We start from the raw sequence: 20,194 nt of genomic DNA on the forward strand, positions 1-20,194 counted from the left end.
TCGGCATCAATGCCACGTCCGCCCGCGCAGGCGGCAATCTGGAACCGCCCGCATGACTTTCAAGCAACTCGAGGCCTTCTATGCCGCCGCGCTATCTTCCAGCTTTGCGGCGGCCGCGATGCATATCCATGTGTCGCAGTCATCGCTGTCCAAGCGCATCACCGAGCTGGAAGCCGACCTGGGCAAGGCGCTGTTCGATCGCAGCGGTCACCGTTCGATACTGACCCGCGAGGGCAAGACCCTGCTGCCGCTAGCGCGCGAAATGCTCAGCACGGCCAACCGGGCGCGCGCAGCAGTGGGCACCGACGACGGCCTGCAAGGCGTGTGCCGTTTCGGCATGGGCGAACTGGCCGCCATGAGCTGGCTACCCAAGTTCGTGGCCCGCTGTCGCAAAGACTATCCCGACCTGCGCCTGGAACCCCACGTGGATGTGGGTCAGAGCCTGGAACGCCGGGTCGAGGCCGGCGAGCTGGATTTCGCCGTGGTGGCGGGCTGGTCGTCGCGGCCCTCCATTGCCTCGCATACCATCGCCGAGGTGCGCTATACCTGGGCGGGCGCGGCCACTCAGCTCGAAGGGATCAAGGTGCTGACGCCCGCCAGTCTGCAAGACATGACTGTCATCACCATGCCTCCGGGCGCGGGGTCGACTCGCATCTTCGAAGCCTGGCTGCAAGAAAACAACCTGAGCGTGTCGCGCCAGCTGGCCTGCAACAATATGGGTGCCATCGCCGGCATGGTGGCCGCCGGCGTCGGCGTGGGGTTCTTTCCGGAAGGCTGGATGCGCACCCTGTACGACAAGCATGCCATCCGCGCCATCGAAAGCGATCCGCCGCTGCAGCGGCTGCACTATTCGTTCCAGTGCCGGCGCGACGACATCCGGCCCCTGGTAGCCGCCATGCGCGAACGCGTCATGAGCGAAGTCGATTTCGCGGCCCCCCACCCCTTGTGGTGAACGCAGTGCGCCGCCTACCCCATGGCATGAACCCATGGACATGCGCGCCATCATCGGCACATCGTGGGGGGATTACCCTACAATAATCCGAGACTCTTCAACCAACCCCTTAGATCGTACTTTCGGTCGCTTTAAACGAATGCCATTTGCTCTTTCCCGCTTTATCTTCGGGTTTGGAATGGTCCTGATTATCGCCGTCATCTTGCTGGTAGTCACGATCGCTTGTCTGAAATTTATCCGCTACGCCGTCGGGCACTTAGTCGACGAACGAGATCAGGATATCGCCAACGGTATTGCCGTGTTTGCCGCGACCGTATTGATACTGTTGGGTTGCTATAGCGCGGCTCACATGCTGTCCGAGTTGTTGGGGCAGGGAGCGCTGGCGCAAGGCGTCTCACAGCAGTTCGCAGGTGGCAATCAGATTTCGGCCGCCGTTGCGAGCGGAGCCGCGGTTGCGGTGGGGTTGATGGCTTGCTTACCCAGTTTGCTGCGTCGTCGATACCGTCGGACAGAGGCTTCGAATTCGACACCTGCCAAGAAACCGGCGCGAATCTCCGACAAAAAAGACAAGCAGATCAAAATCCGCCAACCTATACCCAGAACGTCGTACTCGGCAACATTGAACTGGATGGCGATTCTTCTGATGCTGCTGGGTGTCTGTCTGCTTTTATTTGCCTATGTTGTGACCCCATCGGAAATTCGGGCAATGCTTCTTCAAAGCGCAGATGTACTTGATACTGAACAAATCGACAATGTCTCACGCGCGCGATTTGTTTTTTATGTGGCGGGCGCGGTTTTGGGCGTTGGCGCTTTGCTATTGTTGATCTTGCGTTCCGTATATAGATCCGCGCGAGTTTGACGCTGTGTGCTCTCGGGCAAGTTGGAGGTATTCAGTAACTCGCTAAATTTGTGCCCGGCAGGAAATTGCGGATAATCTGACGTATAAGAACAAAGGTCTAGATGGGGATCCATGTAACCATAGCCCTTGAAGTAGGAACACAAGATGCCTGACTCGCTTCCCCCAAGTCGCAGAACCTTTCTGCTTGCATCCAGCGCCAGCATGGCACTCACCGGCCTTGCCATGCCGTTTCATGTCAATGCCAAAGAAGCCCCCATTCAGCTTGATACGTACAAGCCTGAGTATTTCACGCCTGAAGAGTGGAGCTTTGTACTCGCAGCTACAGCCCGTCTGATCCCCTCTGACGGGGATGGCCCAGGGGCGCTGGAAGCCCATGTTCCGGTATTCATCGATCGCCAATTGGCGGGTGAATATGGAAGTGCCAAGGACTGGTACATGGTTGGTCCGCACGACCCAACGGCCAGTCCGGATCGGGGTTGGCAAACCCCACTGAACCCCGCAGAGCTCTATCGCAAGGCGATACCCGCGGTCAGTGCATGGTGTAAGTCGCGTTGGAGTAAGGACTTCAAAGATCTGTCAGCGCAACAGCAGGACGAAGCCCTCACTGCGCTTCAAAAAGGCGAAGTGGAGTTGGACCCAGAGCTCAGTATTTTTTTCGCTACTTTGCTGAGCAACACCAAAGAAGGCTATTTCGCCGACCCCATGCATGGCGGAAATTACGGCATGCAGGCTTGGTCGTACATCGGCTTTCCAGGTGCGCGCGCCAGCTATAAAGAATGGGTGGATCAGCACAACGTGAAGTACCCGTTGGGCCCCGTTTCCATCAAAGGCGAAAGGGCTTGAACCATGGCACGTATCGAGAAAAAGAAGGACGTGGTCATCGTTGGCTTGGGTTGGACGGGCGCTATTGCAGGTATTGAACTGGCCGCTGAAGGGCTGGAGATCGTGGCGCTGGAGCGTGGCCGCGACCAGAGCACGGTGCCTGAATTCAAATACCCCAACCAGATAGATGAGCTGACCTACGGCGTGCGGCTGAAGAACATGCAGCACCCCAGCCAGCAAACAGTGACCATTCGTCGTACAGAAACTGAAACGGCTTTGCCTTACCGGTCCATGGGTTCATTTTTGCCTGCCAATGGCGTGGGCGGTGCTGGTGTCCACTGGAACGGCCTTCTGTGGCGGCCGCAACCTGAAGAAATCCAGTTGTTCAGCTACGTGAAAGCGAAATGGGGAGAGTCCATCATTCCAGAGGGAATGAATTTGATGGATTATCCCGTTACCTACGATGAGCTGGAGCCGTTTTTCACGCAGTTTGACCTGGTCGCCGGCATTTCCGGCAAGGCCGGTAACCTGAAAGGCAAGATCCAGGAAGGTGGTAATCCCTTTGAGGGTTGGCGGTCGCAGGACTATCCCATGCCGCCCATGCCGCCTACTTTTGACTCGACCAAGTTCGAGGCTGCCTGTAAGAGCATGGGGTATCACCCGTTCCCAGCGCCGGCAGGGATCGCGTCCACCGCCTACGTGAACCCGTATGGCATGCAGATGGCGCCCTGTAATTTCTGTGGGTTCTGTGAGCGCTACGGTTGTTATCAGTATTCCAAGTCGTCGCCGCAGACCGCCATCCTCGATGCGCTCAAGCGCAAGCCGAATTTCACATATCGTACGCATGCGGAGGTGCTGCGCGTCGAGAGTTCGTCCGATGGCAAGACCGCTACTGGCGTGACGTACTTCGATGCCACCAATCAGGAAGAGGTATTTCAACCCGCAGACCTGGTGATTCTGTCGTCGTTCCAACTGAATAACGTGCATCTGCTACTGGTGTCCGGCATTGGCAAGCCTTATGACCCGGCCACCAACGAAGGCGTGACCGGCAAGAACTACGCCTATCAGATGAACGGCGGCGTGAACATGTTCTTCAAGGACGCCAATTTCAACCCCTTTATTGGCCACGGTTCGAACGGTATCTGCATTGATGACTTTAGTGTCAACCAGAACGACTTTGGCAAGCTGGGCTTTATCGGCGGCGCCTACTGGCGCTCGGGTACCTTCAATGGACAGCCGATTCGCTCCATGATTTTGCCGACTGACACCCCCACGTGGGGCGCGGGCTGGAAGAAATCCATCAAGGAATGGTATGGCCGCACCATGTCGATCGGCTCACACGGCTCGCACATGTCCTATCGTGCCAACCACCTGGATCTGGACCCCACGTACAAGGACCCGCATGGTCGCCCGTTGATGCGCATGACCTTCAACTGGCAGGAAAACGACCTCAAGATGAACCAGTACATGAAACTCAAAGCCGGAGAGGTGGGCCGTGCTATGAAGCCCGACATGATGCGGCTGGGTTTCAAGGATATAGGCGCGCAGTACGACGTGCGCCCCTATCAGACCACGCACAACACGGGTGGTCACATTATGTCCGACAGCCCGCTCGAAGGCGTGGTGAACCGCTACTGCCAAGCCTGGGACAAGCACAACGTATTCGTCATGGGAGCAGGCAATTTCGTACAGAACACCCAGTACAACCCCACCGGCATGGTTGGCGGCCTGGCTTTCTGGACGGTGAACGCCATCCGCACGTTATACCTGCGCAACCCGCGTCCCCTGGTCTGAGGAGCACACCATGAAAACAGCCCTCCGTATCTTGGGTGTCTTGGTTGTGCTGGTTGTCCTCGCGGCACTTGCTTTCATCTACGTGCCCGTCAAGACCACGCCACCCAACGAAGACCTGGCCTCCGACTGGAAGCCCGAACTTGGCCGTGGCGAATACGTCATGCGCGCTGGTGACTGTATGGCCTGTCACACGGCCGAGGGCGGTTCGCCCCTGGCGGGTGGGCGGGGCATCGCCAGCCCCATGGGCACCATCTGGTCGTCCAACATCACACCCGACAAGGAAACGGGCATCGGCAACTGGACACTGGATCAGTTCCGCGCCGCGATGGTCGATGGCGTCGTCAACGGCAAACACCTGTACCCGGCCATGCCCTATGAGAACTATCGCTTCATGAGCGAGAGCGATATCCGGGCCTTGTACTCCTACCTGATGAACGACGTGAAGCCGGTCAAAAACGAGGTACAAGCCACCGAACTGGACTTCCCGTTCAACCTGCGTTTTGGCATCCGGGCCTGGAACTGGTTGGCCTTGACCGGCGATTCGGCCTTCAAACCGATGGATGGCAATGAGCAGCAAATCCGAGGCCAATACCTGGTCGAAGGCGCAGGCCATTGCGCCGCCTGCCATAGCCCGCGCTCGGCCTTGATGGCACAGGATGGCACCCGCTTGGGTGATGCCAATTTCCTGACTGGCGGTGAACTCGACGGCTGGAACGTTTCCGCGCTACGAGGCTCAAATTCTTCCATTGAAAACTGGTCCACCGCTGATCTGGCAGCCTACCTGGCCACCGGGCGCAATGTCCACTCTATCGCCAACGGAGAAATGGCACTGGCCGTCGAGCATTCACTGCAGTACCTGAATGATCAAGACCTGAACGCCATCGCCATATTTCTCAAGTCCATGGATGGACAACCCATACAAGACGCACCCAAGCAGGTAGCTGCTCCTGGACCTCACGCTATGCCCCCAAGGCCTGCCAATGAGGCCGGGCTGGCCACAGCCAAGCTGCTAACGGCCGCTTCACCCGATATGCCTCTGGGCGCACGTCTGTACCTGGACAACTGCGCCGGCTGCCACTTCGTCACAGGCAAGGGAGCGTCCGAGATATTCCCCGAGCTGCAAGGCAACGCGATGGTCCTAGGCAAGGACCCGAGCCCGCTGGTGTCGACGATATTGAACGGCACGTCCGTGCCGTCGACGAGTCGTCGCCCTATGCATCTGGTCATGCAAGGCTATTCTGACCGTCTGAGTGACGAGGAGGTTGCGACGCTGGCGAGCTTCGTGCGCTCGGCTTGGGGCAATAAGGCCGGTGAAGTGACACCAGATCAAGTGGCCAAGGTCAGATCGGCCAATCAGCATTGAAAGGATGCGGCTTGGTGCGACCACGTCACGCCAAGCCGCACCACAGAAGTTTGCTGAAGCACAATCTCAAAAGCTCCCTGTTTGTACAGCAGTGCTGATTAGTGACGAGCTCACGAGCGCAGGCGAAATTTGCACTCCAGTGACTTTCCATCGTAGTGGCTGTAAAGCGCTTCGATATTCAATGAGAATGCCGGCTAGACGTTATCGAATCTCACGAGGCGGTCGAGTTTCAGGCCGCCCGAGAAGGCTCGATAAACCCACGGACAATCTCCAAAATGCTGGCCAATAGCGGCGATTCGTTATTTTTCAGATAGAAGCAGTGCAAATCCATTGAATACGCCTCATCCACGTTCAATGGTCGATAAATCACGCCCGGCAGTTGCACATTGGTCATCGATTCGGGAACGAGACTGACGCCCACGCCAACTCCGGCAAGTAATGTTGCGGTGACCACGCTATTGGACGGCGGCGTCATGCGCGGTATAAAGCCTGCCTTGCGACAGATCTCGACGAGCTGCGATGCTGCAGTGACTTCGGTGCCTGGAATGAAGGTTTCATGCCGCAGTTCTCCGATGTCAATCCATTCGCTGCGCGCCAGTGGATGCTCCTCGTTCATGGCAACGTAGAGGCGCTCGCCACAGACCCGCAACACCTCGATATCGGATTCCGTGGGCAACATTCTCTCAAACACAATAAGCACCTGATTTCGACGCAACGCCTTTACCTGCTCGGGCGTTTGAGCGTAGTGCAGATTCAATTCGACATCCGGATGCGAGATCCTGAATTGGCGCAGCACCCGGGGAACGGCACCGTAGATCGAAGACCCGTAAAGCCCGACGCTCATCTGGCCAGTCTGGCCAAGTCCGGATTTGCGCACCTTTTCGCGGGCTTGTCGAAACAGTCCCTCAATGCTGCGCGCATCGTCGAGTAAGGCTGCCCCTGCCTGTGTCAGCGACATGCCCGTGGCTGTGCGATCGAACAAACGCACGCCCAGCTCGCTTTCCAGCGCGTGGATATGACGGCTGAGTGGTGGCTGCGACAGACATAGCCGCACCGCGGCGCGACTCAGTTGCCCTTCCTCGGCAACCGCGATAAATGAGGTCAACTGTTTAAGATCCATACTCCTGCCCGTTACGGAATCAGTAAGGCCCATTACTTTTTTAGCATTGGCGAACCGCTTGGCGATGCACCATACTCAATAGCATATACGGCAAAACCCTGGGCCACACACCATAAAATCGCATCCGAGCCCATTTTCGGATGCCTCATTCATCGGAGACTGAAACCTGGGCGCACTCGGTCGCAGGTTGCATAGCAGATACTATGGCCATCCCCATTAAAATTGCCCTGAGTGGCGCAGCGGGAAATCTGGGGCGTATTTTGCGCACAGCATTGCCCGAGCTCGGATACAAAGTACGCAGTGCGGGAGGTCGCACCGAGCTGAGGCTTCTTTTCCCGGATGAAGACATCATGCATGGCGACCTGCGTGAGCCCGAGGTCGTGGACAAACTGCTCGACGGCATCGATGTCTTGGTTCATATGGCCGGGACCAGCGTCGAGCGGCCCTTGGCGGAAATCATCGAAAATAACCTGATTGCGCTGCATGCCGTCTACGAGGGGGCACGTCGGCATCGCGTCAAGCGTATCATTTTCGCCAGCTCGAACCACGCCTTCGGAATGCATCCGGTCGAGCACACGTTGCATCAAGGTACGTGCTATCGGCCAGATGGGTTTTATGGCCTGTCGAAGATGTGGGGTGAAGGCATGGCGCGGATGTACTGGGACAAGCACGGCATCGAATCAGTTTGCCTGCGTATCGGCAGCGCCTCGGAGACCCCACCGGCCAATCGCCGGCATCTGAGCACCTGGCTGGGCGTCGAAGACCTCATCCACTTGGTGCAACGCGCGATTGAGGCCCCCGATGTGGGCTACGCCGAGGTATGGGGCGTATCCGCCAATAGCCGCGCGTACTGTGACATGTCCGAGCCTAATCAGATCGGCTACGCTCCACGGCAGAATGCGGAGCAATGGGCCAGCCAAGCCGAAGGCATCGCCGTGCATGCCGATCCTGTCGCGTCTCAGTATCAGGGCGGCCCATTTGTCGTGCATGACTACACGCCAATGGAGGCACGGCCTGGCCGTGCCTTGGGGGCAGCACCAAGTAAAAAGGACGAATCGTGATCAAATTTGCGGTTATCGGACTGGACCACCGCCACGTCTATCATCTCATCGAAGAACTTCTCGCCGTTGGTGCCGAGTGCATAGGCTATTGGACGCAAACCTCTGATCCGCGTGTGCTAGAGGGCGTACGGGAACGCTTTCCGCAGATCCCGCCCATTGACGACCGTCAGGCGCTGCTGGAGAACCCTGATATCGACCTGATTGTGACGGCCGCTGTACCGTGCGAACGCGCGGCTATTGCCGTCGAGGCGATGCGGCTCGGCAAGGACGTTCTCACTGACAAGCCTGGCATTACCGATGCCGAACAGCTCGCCCTCGTTGAACGTACTACCCAGGAGACCGGTCGGATATTTTCGATTTGCTTTTCCGAACGCATGATTGTGCCCGCGGTGCAAACTGCGCTGCGGCTGGTGACTGAGGGTGCGATTGGCGAAGTCATTCAGACCCTCGGCCTGGGCCCGCATCGGTTGAACCGCGATATCCGCCCCGAGTGGTTCTTTGACACGGCGACCTATGGCGGCATTCTGGTCGACATCGCCTCACATCAAATCGATCAGTTCATGATGTTCAGCGGGTCTAGCGATGCAGAGATATCGCACGCCGCAGTGGGGCATTTCGGTGCAAAGACACCGAACTCGTTCCAGGACTTTGGCGAGATCGCTCTGCGCTCGCCCTCGACAGGGCGGCGCGGCTATATCCGTGTCGACTGGTTCACGCCCGATGGATTGCCGACTTGGGGAGACGGTCGCTTGTTCGTCCTCGGGACCGAAGGCAGTCTGGAGCTGCGCAAGTATCTCGACATTGAGGGCCGTCCTGGTACAGACCATCTTTTTCTCGTCGACAAGAAAGGGACCCACCACATCGATTGCCAACAAGAGCCTTTGGTGTTTTTTCGTCAGTTGGTCAATGACGTACGCGACCGTACCGAGACGGCCATGGGCCAATCGCACGTTTTCACTGTCAGCCGACTGGCACTGGAGGCCGACGCGATCGCGCGACAAGGAGATAAACAATGACCAAGCTCGGCGTTGCGCTCATCGGGCTTGGCCCCGGATCCCAGCCACACGTTGCCAGTCTGAAGGACCTGCGCGACGAGCTCGATCTTCGATGGGCCATTTGTCGCGACCCCGCACGCGTGCCGCCGGGTCTGCTGGACAATTGGGTGACAGCCACCACCGATATCGACCGCGCTCTGAGCGATCCACAGGTCGATATCGTCATCGTTGCAACGCCGGCCGCCACGCATTTAGACATTGCGAGCCGCAGTCTCGCTGCCGGAAAACACACCCTGGTCGAAAAACCACTCGAGGTGTCGCTTGCCCGCGCCGAACAACTTGTCCAGCTTGCGCAGTCCAGCGGCCTGCGCTTTGGCGTGGTTCTGCAACATCGGCTGCGTCCCGGCGCCCAACGCCTGCGTGAACTATTAACTATCGGTGATCTAGGTGAAGTGCAGGCAGCAACGCTGACCGTTCCCTGGTGGCGTTCGCAAGCGGGGTACTACGATGCGGCGGGCCGCGGTACCCGCGCCCGGGACGGGGGAGGCGTCTTGCTTACGCAAGCCATCCACGCCATTGATCTGTTTCGCAGTCTGCTGGGCGTCAGGCAAGTACTCGCGGCGCGGGCCATCACCACCGATATCCACGCGATCGAGACCGAAGACTATGTCACCGCTCTGCTCGATCTGGACAACGGTGCTCCGGGCTCGATCATTGCGACGACGGCCTCTTATCCAGGCCGAGCCGAATCGCTCGAGATCATCTGCCTGCAAGCGACCGCGCGACTTGAGGGCGGGCGGCTGGACGTGAATTTTCATGATGGCAGGCACATCGGTGTAGAGGCCGAGGGCAAGTCCGGTAGCGGCGACAGCATCATGGATTTTTCTCCTGCGGCACATAAGGATTTGATCCAGGACTTTGCACAAGCGGTCAAAGAAGGCCGTCCTCCTCTCGTCACCGGCGGCGAGGCATTGGAAACCCATCGTTTGATCGAATCCATTATTGAGGCCTCGAAGCAGATGAAATAGGAATGGCGCAAACGCGTTTGAAATTTATTAAATAACGAGAGGAGACACAACATGAAGCGCATTGCCATATCGGCTGCCATGATTCTGGCTGCGACCATCACCGCCAGCCCTGCGGTTGCCGCCAGTACTGATTACCCAGACAAACCCATCAGACTTATCGTGCCCTATCCGCCCGGCGGCACGTCGGACGTTCTGGCCCGACTCTTGGGCACCAAGCTCAGTAGTGAACTCAAGCAACCGATCATCGTCGAAAACCGGCCTGGCGCGGCCGAGGCCGTTGGCGCCGGCGCGACAGCCTCGGCTCCCGCTGACGGCTACACGCTGATGCTGGCCACGCTGTCCAGTCTGGCCGTTAACCCCGCGCTGTACAAAGGGTCTCTGACCTACAACCCTGAAAAGGACTTCAAGCCGATTGTCCACATCGCAAGTGTTCCCGCGATCTTGACTGTCAACCCCAAGGTCCCGGCGAATACGCTGCAGGAGTTGACCGCGTACTTCAAGTCGCACTCTGAAAATACCTACGCGTCACCGGGCGTTGGGTCTCCGGGTCACCTAGGCATGGAGATGTACAAGCAAAACGCGGGCATTGATGTATTGCATGTACCTTATCGTGGTGGCGCGCCTGCCTTGCAAGATCTGGTATCCGGCCAAGTTGATGCCATGCTTGTCCTGGTTCCAGAAGGAATGCCGTTTGTTCAGGCAGGGCGAATAAAGGCGTTAGGCATATCGACATTGGAGCGTTCCGCTCAGTATCCGGATCTGCCTACCATGAGCGAGGCCGGCCTCAAGGATTTCGAGATTTTCCTCTGGTATACCTTGGTCGCCCCGAAAGCGACACCGGATGATATCGTCAACAAGCTGAATCATGCCGTGAATGCGGCGTTGAAAGATGATCAGATCCGGGCAAAACTGAAAGAGTTGAGTATTGACCCGGCAGGCGGATCTCCAGAAGACGCGCAGGCACTGATCAATCAAGAGTCGATCAAGTGGAAAAAATTGATCGACGCTCGTGGCATCACGGCTGATTGATAGAGCTGACCCTGCCTGGCTTTCACGTACAGCACGTCTGCAGCCCGTAAACATTCTTCGCTGTTGACAGGGATGAGGCTCCGATGGCTGACTGCAGACGCTGGTGGGGAGAGTTTCTCGCACTAACCACGTTGGTTCAACGCACGGCTGATGTAGTTGCGCGCCACCGTGGTTCGCGGCACCTTGAAAGGAAACCAGGTGCGCACGTCCTCGTCCAGGCCGATACCGTGCATGTAGTTGTAGATAGCCTTCTTTAGTCCTTTCCCGAGCGCGTCATGATCAACCCCCGTGGGATCATGAAAACCGATATCGTTCTTCGCAAACGTGACGGGAGGCAATGGCTCCAACGTCACGCCGTATTCCTCGGGGTTCATGCCTACCGGTGAATGGACGGTACAGACGAAGCGGTGGAAGAAGCCGCTTTGAATGCAATCATTCTCAAATAGTTGTCGCACGTACTCTAGTGCATCGACGGTATCCTGCACCGTTTGCGTGGGGAAGCCGTACATGAGGTAAGCATGCACCAGAATGCCGGCATCGGTGAACGCGCGGGTCACCCGTGCCACTTGCCCGACGGAGACGCCTTTTTTCATCAGGCTCAGCAGCCGGTCCGAGGCCACTTCTAGTCCGCCCGATATGGCGATGCAGCCGCTATTGGCCAACAGCTCGCATAACTCGGGGCTGAAGGTTTTTTCGAAGCGGATGTTGCCCCACCATGAAATGCCGGCGTTGCGTTCGATCAGCTCGGTCGCGAGTGCCTTCAGCGACTTGGGGGGTGCCGCTTCGTCGACGAAATGAAAGCCGGTCTGCCCTGTTTCGTTCACGATGGTGTCGATCCGGTCCGCGAGCACTTTCGCCGAGGCGCCTTCGTAACGGCCGATATAGTCCAGATTGATATCGCAGAAACTACATTTCTTCCAATAGCATCCATGCGCTACGGTCAGCTTGTTCCAGCGCCCGTCGCTCCATAAACGGTTCATCGGGTTCAGCATGTCGAGCAGCGACAAGTAGCGATCCAGTGGGAGGCCGTCCCAGGTGGGCGTGCCCACTTCCGCGAATGCGATATCGGGCTCGACCATGTTCACGTACTGTACGGTTCCAGTGTCGTGATCACGAAGGAAGGTTCGTACCAGACGCTGACGCGAACGCTTGCCTTGCAGATGTTCCAGCAAAGACTGCAAGGGCCGTTCACCGGCGTCTAGCGTGACATAGTCGATGTAATCGAACACGCGCGGGTCTTGCAGTTCGCGTAGCTCGGTATTGACGAAGCCGCCGCCCAGCACGGTGACGATGGTCGGGTCTTGTGCCTTGATGGTTTGGGCGATACGAAAGGCGGCATAAACGGTGCCGGGAAATGGCACCGACAACAGCACCACTGTGGGCGCATGGCGCGTGAGCGCCTCCGTGGTCAGATCGCGCAGGGTTTCGTCCACCAGATTCAATGGGGCCGATAGCGATTGGGCCAAGGGGTCGAAAGTGGGCTGGCTGCCGGCCAGTGATTCGGCATAGCGCACGAACTCGAAACGCGAATCGATGGCGTCCCGCAACACGTCCGCGAGATCATTCAGATACAACGTTGCCAGGTGTTTGGCGCGGTCATGCAAGCCCAGCGCGCCAAATGCCCAAGCCAAAGGGTCACCGCCATCTTCGTCCAGGTACACGTCCAAGGAACTGAAACGCGGCCCCTCGGGTAGAAAGTTACGACTGACGATGCGGTGTGCCAAGGTGGAATCGCGGCCTTGCAAGAACGCGATCACCGGTCCTATTGTCGCCAGGTAACGTGGTTGCTGGGCTACGAACGCTTGGACCGTCGGGCTGTATGTTTTGGCCGGTAGCGCGGCGACACGTTCCGCCACGGCACGTAGGCCGTCAGACGAGAGCAAGCGCAGTACCAGAGCAAGCGCGAGATCCTCTTGGAACGCCGTTATTCCGCGCGACCGCAGAAAACCGGTCAAATAGGCAGTGGACGGATAGGGCGTGTTCAACTGCGTCATCGGCGCAATGATGGACAGCACGCGTAAAGGCAAGGTGGGCATGAGGCACGGCAAGATTGCCGTCGAAGCAAGGATCGTGGCAATTATAGGCAACCGCGGCGCGAGAGCGTGGAGCTCGTGATTCCAATATTGATCCCGAGTTGATCGAAGCCTGTATTCTCGGCCCCTTGTATACGCAAGACTAAAATGAGAGGCTTTTTCCGGCAAAAGGCAGATTTTGGCGATTTTTACGTGCCGGGCTTATTCGGTAAGCGCACGCTGCACCCGTAGGGATGCACGCTGGACTGCGTCGGCGTAATAGTCGCGCCGCTCGTGCACGCGTTGTTCGGGCAACACGATCGAAATGGTCGCCACACACGCGCCCGAGGCATCGCATATCGGCGAGGCGACACATGCCACAGAATAGTCCGACTCCCCGATCTGAATAGATAGCCGATCGCGGAACGCCTGGCCGGCGGCTTGCGCAAGATGCTCTGCATCGGTGTCGGCACGCCCGGTATGTGACGCTTTGGCCGCCAGCGTGAACAATGCCACCCGCTCTTCCTTGGGTAAGTGGCCGACGAGCAATCGGCCCGACGCGGTCCAGTTCAGCGGAATGCGCGAGCCGACCCGGGAGCTAACGTGAAAATGGCCTTTGCCTTCCACCATGCCTACCACCACCATTTCGTAGCCTTCACGAGTACATACTTGCACCGTTTCGCCTACTTCATCGGATAGCCCTTGCATCTGTTGCTTGGCGAGTTCAAGAAAATCTAGCGCCCGCGCATAACTTAAGCCGTATCGGTACATTCGTACGCCGAACCAGATTTTTCCATCGTTTTGCCGTGACAGCAGCTCGCGCTCAACCAACGACTCGATCAGAGGGTAGGCTGTGGATATAGGCAAACCCAACGATTTGGCCATGGCATACGGCGCGGCCGGTCCGTTCGAGGCATGCAGGTAGTCGAACACCTGAATGGCACGGTCGATACCGCTTACGCGCGAACGCGTTGCCGTGGGGGATGGTCGTTCCGAAGAGGATTTGCTCATGATCGATGGCGGGTAGGAGGCAGACGTTCGGAATGAACGCTGATTCGATATTGTGGCATTACATAATCAATTTCGGCTCGGTTTCGGCATCCAGTGGCCACAGCGGATGTGTGATTTTGGTGAACGGAATTTTTGTGAAGTCGCTTACCATGGGGCCGTCCGAATCGATGTAGATCACACTTGCCGCGATAGGGGCATAAGCGGCCATGAAATGATTGTTCGATTTCACCACTACCAGCTTGCGTTGGGTAGGGTCGATACCAACGTTGGTGAACAACTGTAGGCCTAATGCCTGAGTGCGCATGGTCGTTAGCACGACCTCCACACCGCCCACGCGGATGGCGGCGCAATCGCCGAGATCGTTGACGGCCTTAACCAAGGTCTGCTTGCAGTCTGTGCCTAGCCCGACCACCTCTACATAGGCATCGATGGGCATGCCAGACGATGCACCCGTCTTTCCACCAAAACGCAGTTGGAGCCTGCCACCGATCCCCGCCGCAAAGCATAGTTGGACCGCGATCGGGTCCCACAGCGGGCCGACGATAGCGCCTTGTATGTTGCGCGCGACCAATGATCGGATAATCGTCGTGTTGTCGCTGCCTGCCCCTCCGCCGGCGTTGTCGGCGGGATCTGCGATCACGACGGGCCAGGCCGTCGAAGCGAGGGCGTGATCGAGTCCCGCCTCGACTTCGAAATATTCCGGCATGCTGCGACCGCGCAGCGCGATCAGGCGTTCGCCGACTAGCGTAGCGACACGATCGGCCGCTGCTTTGTCGCCATCGGCTATTACCAGAATGCGTGCGCCCAGTTCGGGCACATCTGCATAGGGAAAGGAATGGCAGATCGAAATCGACAGGATATTGTCATGGCCTTCCATGGCGATGATGTCGTCGACCAATTGGCGCATTAGCGTGAGGGTGGTGCGATAACTCCCTAACTGCTGACAATCGAACACTGATGATACCGGCTTGATCTCGCCACGAATGGTTCGTAACACCAGATCCAGAATTTCCTCTGCCCGCTCGACGGTGTCGGTATGTGGATGTTCCTTGTAGAGAATGGTGATGTCAGCGTTCGCGATTCGCTTGCGGGTCAGATGACAGTGCGGATCGAGCTCCACCCCGATGACGCAGGCTTTGCCCACCAACGCACGCACACGCTCAAGGATGTCGCCTTCAACGTCATCGTAGCCATCGGCCACCATGGCGCCGTGCAAACCGAGCAATACGCCATCGAGTGGCAAGGCCGCACGCACTTGGTCCAGAATTTCGTCGCGCATGAACTCATAGGCGGCGCGCGTTGTCGTGCCCGCAGGCGAGGTCTGGAAGCAACTTCCCTCGATCAGCTCGAAGCCATCGATAGCAGCACGCTTGCGCGCCACCCAAAGCGGTGCCGTTTGCGCCAGCGGATGTTCGTCGGGGTGTTCGCCAGGGCGTAGAAATGTACCCGTGCGATAGGCTTCAAGCGAGCAAATGAGCGGCGAGAATGTATTGGTTTCTGTCGCCAGTGATGCCGAAAAGAGTTTCATGCAAGGCTCCAATAGAGGTGTTATTCGGGCCAGTTCAACAGCGCGGCGGCGTTGCGATTGCGTCGCTCATGGACGGGCGTAGGCTTGTGCGTCGACTGCGTGGCAGCGGTCGCGATCGCTGTGCGTAGTGTCTTGGCGACGATGTCAGTCTCGTTATCGCGGACATTGCACGGATCCATTTCGAAATATCCCTGATCGATCTCGTCGTCACGCACAATGACGGGACGCTCGGCTTGCGAAAGTAGGTCCGCTAGCTCCCAGGCAGTGACCTTCGCCTGTGCCGGATCGACGCTGACGCGCAGGCGGCTCAGCGGATTACCGGTGGGATCGGGCAGGATCTCGGTACGTATGCCTGCAAAACCCGCTACCGCGTCTTGCCAGCACACCAGATTGGCGTTCTGACGTTGGCGATCGGCCGCATGATCACGCTTGACCCACGCCTGCAAGGTGGCGGCGGTGGCTAGAATGCCTTCCTTGCCGACCTTCATGCCGCGACCAATGCCAATGTTTTGCAAATATGCGTGACGTACATGTTCACGTTTACCCACCACGATGCCAGCGGTGATTCCGCCCATGAACTTATGTGCGGAGTACAGGCAGATGTCGGCGCCTAGCGCCAGGAATCGACGCAAATCGTATTCCGAAGCGGCATCCACGATCACCGGCACATTGCGTGCATGGCAGACCTCGATAAACTCGTCGAGTTGGATCAATCCGTATTGAACCGCGTGGTGCGATATGACAAAGACGGCTGCTGCCGTGCTTTCGGTTATCGCAGATTCGAGCTGATATCGGCGGCCTGTCGTTGATTGACCCACGGGCACGATGCGCGCGCCCGAGATGCGGATGGCTTGATCCACCGGGGCGCCGTAGTTAATGAGATGCCCCGTCTGAATGAGCACCTCGTTCTTGAGTCGACTCGTATCGGGCAGCCGTTCGACCGCGCCCAAGTCCGGGCCGGTCATCGTGCCTGCCACGGCGATGGTCAAACCCGCGGAACAGGATGCCGTCACAAAGCCGGCTTCGCTTTCGCACACCTCGGCAATGACGCGGCTGGCATACTTTTGCAGTGCGCCAATTTCAACGAATTGCGGCAGGATTTGCGATGCGGCCTCGATCGCCTCCGGAACGGCAATGGATGCGCCCAAGCTGGTCATTGTGCCCGAGACGTTGATGACGCGCCGCAGCCCCAGAGATTCTCTTATGTCTTTCAATGCAGCACCCCAATTCAGTCTGTGTGATCTAAAAAAATAACTTGAATGGCTATGGCTTGATCTCGACGATGGCCTCGATCTCGATCGTGATGTTGTTGGGCAAGGAGCCCATGCCTACTGCAGAACGTGCATGTGTACCCACCTGCGGGCCGAAAACTTCGATCAGGAGGTCCGAGCAGCCATTGACGACGCTGGGATGTGCCACGAAGTCGGGCTTGGCGTTTACCATGCCGAATAGCTTCACTACTTTCACCACGCGACTCAGATCTCCTAGCACTTCATGCAGCACCGCGATGAGATTCACACCCGTCAGGCGCGCATGTGCGTAGGCCTGCTCGGCAGTCACATCGATCCCGACCTTGCCGGTATGCAGAAAGCCCTCGTTCGTGCACGGGCCCTGGCCTGACAGGAACAACAAGCTGCCCACTCTGGTGTGACTCACAAAATTGCCGATGGGCGGCGGTGATTCGGGTAAAACGATACCCAGCTGCGCCAAGCGTTGATAGCAATCGACTACAGGGGTTTCGGGAACTGCGGCGTTCAGATTCAAATCGACTCCAGGGGTCATACAAGTTCAGTCAGTCGGATACAGGCGGCCTTGTGTCCGGGCGTGAGTTGCTCAAGCGCTGGACGGGTCTCGGCGCACGCATCGATGGCGTGCGGGCACCGCGTGCGGAACACGCAGCCTGAAGGGGGATTCAAGGGGCTGGGAATGTCGCCGCGCAATGCGATGCGTTGCGTTTTTCGGTACGGGTCGGCTACGGGCGATGCGGATAGCAGGGCGCGTGTATAGGGGTGGCGAGGCGTGCTGTAGACCTGCTCGCTCGGACCGCTTTCCATGACGCGGCCGAGATACATGACGACAATGTCATCGCAAAGGTGTTCAACCACCGAGAGGTCGTGTGAAATGAAAAGCACACTCAGACCTCGCTGTTGCTGCAAATCCTGGATCTGATTGATGATCTGTGCCTGTACCGATACATCCAATGCCGAGACGGGCTCGTCCGCAATAATGCAATCGGGCTCAACCGCGAGCGCGCGTGCGATACCAATGCGCTGGCGTTGGCCACCCGAGAACTCGTGGGGGTAACGGCGCGCATGATCAGGGCTCAAACCCACCTGTGTGAGGAGGTCGGCAATCCGCGCTTTCTTCTCTGCGCCTTTTGCCAGTTTGTGGGTATCGATTGCCTCGCCAATGATGTCGGCCACACGCAGTCTTGGATTCAGGCTCGAATACGGATCCTGGAAAACCATTTGTAGGCGTCGTCGGTAGGCGCGCATCTGGCGGCTGGTCAGCGAAAAGAGATCGACGCCCTCGAAGTCCGCACGACCGCTGGTCGGCTCCACCAGCCTGAGCAAGCTGCGTCCAACGGTGGTCTTGCCCGAGCCGGACTCTCCCACCAGGCCGAGGATACGGCTGCGACGAAGCTCGAAGCTCACGCCATCGACGGCACGAACCGCACCCGATGGTCCGGGAAATTGCTTGACGAGATCGACCACGTTCAAAAGAATCGACGATGCGGCTGCTTGATTGGAATTGCTCATAGGGCTTCGTGTTTCCTGCAACTGGAGAGGTGGTCCAGTGCACCTGCGCGAACCAGGGGCGGGGCGACTTGCGTGCATACGTCATCGGCATACTCGCAGCGGGGCGCGAAGGTACAGCCTTCGGGCCAGCGACCCGCTGGCGGCACGTTGCCCATGATGGGTCGCAAGCGGATCCGCGTGCCATCAGCGGCACGATCGCGCTTCGCATCGGGAATACAGGCCAGAAGGCCACGCGTGTAAGGATGCTTTTGGTGGTCGAAAAGATCGTGCACCTTGGCATGCTCGGCCACACGACCGGCATAGAGCACCACCACTTCGTGTGCAATCTCGGCCACCACACCCAGGTTGTGCGTGATGAACATAATGCTCATCCCTCGATCTTCTTGCAGCCGGCGCAGCAAGGCGATGATCTGTGCCTGCACGGTCACATCGAGCGCTGTCGTCGGTTCGTCCGCAATCAGCAATGTGGGATTGCAGACCAACGCCATCGCGATCATGACGCGTTGGCGCATGCCGCCGGACATGTGATGCGGATAGTCGCTCAGGCGTTGACGGGCCGCGGGAATTTCGACCAGTTCGAGCATTTCGGCGGCGCGGGCCAAGGCCTTTGCACGTGTCACCGGCTCGTGCAGCATTAGCATTTCGGCGATCTGGTCACCCACCGTGAACAGCGGGTTCAGGCTGGTCATGGGCTCCTGGAAAATCATGGCGATGTGTCTGCCTCGTATTTTCCGCATGCGGCGCTCTTCGAGCGCGGCAAGATCCATGACGTCTTCGTTGCTGTGGCGATATAAAACCTGGCCGCCGGTAATACGGCCGTTATTGGGCAACAGGCGCAACATTGACAGGCTTGTGACCGATTTTCCCGAACCGGATTCGCCCACAACGGCCAGTGTTTTACCTCGGGGTATATCGAAGCTGACGTCGTCGACCGACTTGATCCAGTGTTTGCCATGCGAGAAGCTCGTCTGCAGATTCTGGACGCGGCAAACGACGTCGTCGGGAAGATGAATGGCGCACGGGTTAGCGGTCATCTCTGGTCCTCGGTGATCATAGGGACTTTTGAACAGTCGGATCCAGCAGATCGCGTAGGCTGTCGCCCAGCACCTGTAGACAGAGCGCTGCGATAACAATGGCCAGCCCGGGGTAGAGCATCAGCCATTCGGCGCGCCCGCTGTATTGGCGGCCAGCGGCAATCATCGTCCCCCAGGTGGGCACATCCGGATCGACGCCGACGCCTAGAAACGACAGGCCAGCTTCGGCCAAAATGGCATAGGCGAAGATGAAACTGCCTTGCACCAGCAGAGGCGAAACCAGATTGCGCAATACATGGCGGATCGCAATGCGGACTGTCGATACGCCCAAGGCCCGCGCGGCCTCGATATAGGGCAGCTCGCTGATCACAAGCGTGGACGCGCGCACCACGCGCGCCAGCCGGGGCGTGTAGACGATGCTCAAGGCGATGATGACCGTATGCAACGATGGTCCCAGCGCCGCCACCAACGCGATAGCCAGTAGCGTATCGGGAAATGCCATCATGGCATCCAGCAAACGCGAGAGCAGCATGTCCAGGCGTTTGGACATGCCTGCGATGATGCCCAGGACGACACCGGCCAACATGGATATGACGACCACTGCCAACCCTACGGCCAACGATACTCGCGCGGCAAACACCGTGCGTGTGAACACGTCGCGTCCGAACGCGTCGGTGCCGAACCAAAATTCTCCGGAGGGTGGCTTGAGCCGGTTGACGATGGACAGCTTGTTCGGAAGATAAGGGGTGACCCAGGGTGCCAGCACTGCCGCGAGAATCAGCAGGCAGAGTACGGCCAGCGCCAGTGCGGCCATTTTGCGTGCCATG

The 20,194-nt window shown here is 58.2% G+C and carries 18 protein-coding genes; 9 read left to right on the top strand and 9 right to left on the bottom strand.

Annotated elements, in window-relative coordinates; translation table 11 throughout:
* Positions 1-52 precede the first annotated feature (52 nt).
* The 5 genes from ACYVDM_RS22840 (at position 53) to ACYVDM_RS22860 (ending at position 5,790) form a co-directional block, all read left to right on the top strand.
* Positions 53-952 (top strand): LysR family transcriptional regulator, encoded by a 900-nt coding sequence (locus ACYVDM_RS22840; RefSeq protein WP_415789910.1) that lies wholly within the window; start codon positions 53-55, stop codon positions 950-952.
* 34 nt (positions 953-986) lie between these two features.
* Positions 987-1,811 carry a hypothetical protein gene (locus ACYVDM_RS22845; RefSeq protein ID WP_415789912.1) on the top strand — a complete coding sequence of 275 codons (825 nt, stop codon included), beginning with the start codon at positions 987-989 and terminating at the stop codon, positions 1,809-1,811.
* Positions 1,812-1,955: 144 nt separating this feature from the next.
* Positions 1,956-2,654, top strand: a complete 699-nt coding sequence (locus tag ACYVDM_RS22850; protein WP_415789914.1) for a gluconate 2-dehydrogenase subunit 3 family protein — start codon at positions 1,956-1,958, stop codon at positions 2,652-2,654.
* Between the two features lie 3 nt (positions 2,655-2,657).
* Positions 2,658-4,427 carry a GMC family oxidoreductase gene (locus ACYVDM_RS22855; RefSeq protein WP_415789916.1) on the top strand — a complete coding sequence of 590 codons (1,770 nt, stop codon included), beginning with the start codon at positions 2,658-2,660 and terminating at the stop codon, positions 4,425-4,427.
* A 10-nt stretch (positions 4,428-4,437) separates the two neighbouring features.
* Positions 4,438-5,790, top strand: a complete 1,353-nt coding sequence (locus ACYVDM_RS22860) for a c-type cytochrome (protein ID WP_415789918.1) — start codon at positions 4,438-4,440, stop codon at positions 5,788-5,790.
* Between the two features lie 229 nt (positions 5,791-6,019).
* On the opposite strand, the gene ACYVDM_RS22865 is transcribed toward ACYVDM_RS22860, so the two are convergent.
* The gene (locus ACYVDM_RS22865; RefSeq protein ID WP_415789920.1) at positions 6,020-6,910 is read right to left on the bottom strand and encodes a LysR substrate-binding domain-containing protein; all 891 of its coding nucleotides are present in this window, start codon (positions 6,908-6,910) and stop codon (positions 6,020-6,022) included.
* Between the two features lie 203 nt (positions 6,911-7,113).
* Between ACYVDM_RS22865 and ACYVDM_RS22870 the strand changes: the two genes are divergently transcribed.
* Genes ACYVDM_RS22870 through ACYVDM_RS22885 form a run of 4 tightly spaced genes read left to right on the top strand, consistent with a single transcriptional unit; the run spans position 7,114 to position 11,023 of the window.
* Positions 7,114-7,971 carry an NAD-dependent epimerase/dehydratase family protein gene (locus ACYVDM_RS22870; protein ID WP_415789922.1) on the top strand — a complete coding sequence of 286 codons (858 nt, stop codon included), beginning with the start codon at positions 7,114-7,116 and terminating at the stop codon, positions 7,969-7,971.
* Positions 7,968-8,987 (top strand): Gfo/Idh/MocA family protein, encoded by a 1,020-nt coding sequence (locus ACYVDM_RS22875; RefSeq protein ID WP_415789924.1) that lies wholly within the window; start codon positions 7,968-7,970, stop codon positions 8,985-8,987. Before ACYVDM_RS22870 ends, ACYVDM_RS22875 begins: the two co-directional genes overlap by 4 nt.
* Complete coding sequence (locus tag ACYVDM_RS22880; protein ID WP_415789926.1) at positions 8,984-9,994, top strand: Gfo/Idh/MocA family protein; 1,011 nt, start codon at positions 8,984-8,986, stop codon at positions 9,992-9,994. Before ACYVDM_RS22875 ends, ACYVDM_RS22880 begins: the two co-directional genes overlap by 4 nt.
* A gap of 51 nt (positions 9,995-10,045) precedes the next feature.
* Positions 10,046-11,023, top strand: a complete 978-nt coding sequence (locus ACYVDM_RS22885; RefSeq protein ID WP_415789928.1) for a Bug family tripartite tricarboxylate transporter substrate binding protein — start codon at positions 10,046-10,048, stop codon at positions 11,021-11,023.
* A 122-nt stretch (positions 11,024-11,145) separates the two neighbouring features.
* Here the strand turns inward: ACYVDM_RS22885 and ACYVDM_RS22890 are convergent, their stop codons facing one another.
* The 8 genes from ACYVDM_RS22890 to ACYVDM_RS22925 form a co-directional block, all read right to left on the bottom strand.
* Positions 11,146-13,059, bottom strand: a complete 1,914-nt coding sequence (locus ACYVDM_RS22890) for a B12-binding domain-containing radical SAM protein (RefSeq protein ID WP_415789931.1) — start codon at positions 13,057-13,059, stop codon at positions 11,146-11,148.
* Positions 13,060-13,257: 198 nt separating this feature from the next.
* A complete protein-coding gene (locus ACYVDM_RS22895; protein WP_415789935.1) occupies positions 13,258-14,046 on the bottom strand; it encodes an IclR family transcriptional regulator in 789 nt (262 codons plus the stop codon).
* A 58-nt stretch (positions 14,047-14,104) separates the two neighbouring features.
* The gene (locus ACYVDM_RS22900) at positions 14,105-15,574 is read right to left on the bottom strand and encodes a M81 family metallopeptidase (protein WP_415789938.1); all 1,470 of its coding nucleotides are present in this window, start codon (positions 15,572-15,574) and stop codon (positions 14,105-14,107) included.
* 20 nt (positions 15,575-15,594) lie between these two features.
* Positions 15,595-16,788, bottom strand: coding sequence for an aminotransferase class V-fold PLP-dependent enzyme (locus ACYVDM_RS22905; RefSeq protein WP_415789941.1), 1,194 nt, complete (start codon positions 16,786-16,788; stop codon positions 15,595-15,597).
* Positions 16,789-16,837: 49 nt separating this feature from the next.
* Positions 16,838-17,356 (bottom strand): RidA family protein, encoded by a 519-nt coding sequence (locus ACYVDM_RS22910; protein WP_415789943.1) that lies wholly within the window; start codon positions 17,354-17,356, stop codon positions 16,838-16,840.
* Positions 17,353-18,333 (bottom strand): ABC transporter ATP-binding protein, encoded by a 981-nt coding sequence (locus tag ACYVDM_RS22915; protein WP_415789945.1) that lies wholly within the window; start codon positions 18,331-18,333, stop codon positions 17,353-17,355. The genes ACYVDM_RS22910 and ACYVDM_RS22915 overlap by 4 nt, the downstream gene beginning before the upstream one ends.
* Positions 18,330-19,367, bottom strand: a complete 1,038-nt coding sequence (locus ACYVDM_RS22920; protein WP_415789947.1) for an ABC transporter ATP-binding protein — start codon at positions 19,365-19,367, stop codon at positions 18,330-18,332. The genes ACYVDM_RS22915 and ACYVDM_RS22920 overlap by 4 nt, the downstream gene beginning before the upstream one ends.
* 16 nt (positions 19,368-19,383) lie before the next feature.
* A complete protein-coding gene (locus ACYVDM_RS22925; protein WP_415790330.1) occupies positions 19,384-20,193 on the bottom strand; it encodes an ABC transporter permease in 810 nt (269 codons plus the stop codon).
* Between the last annotated feature and the right edge of the window lies 1 nt (position 20,194).

This window comes from Bordetella tumulicola (genome assembly GCF_054779135.1).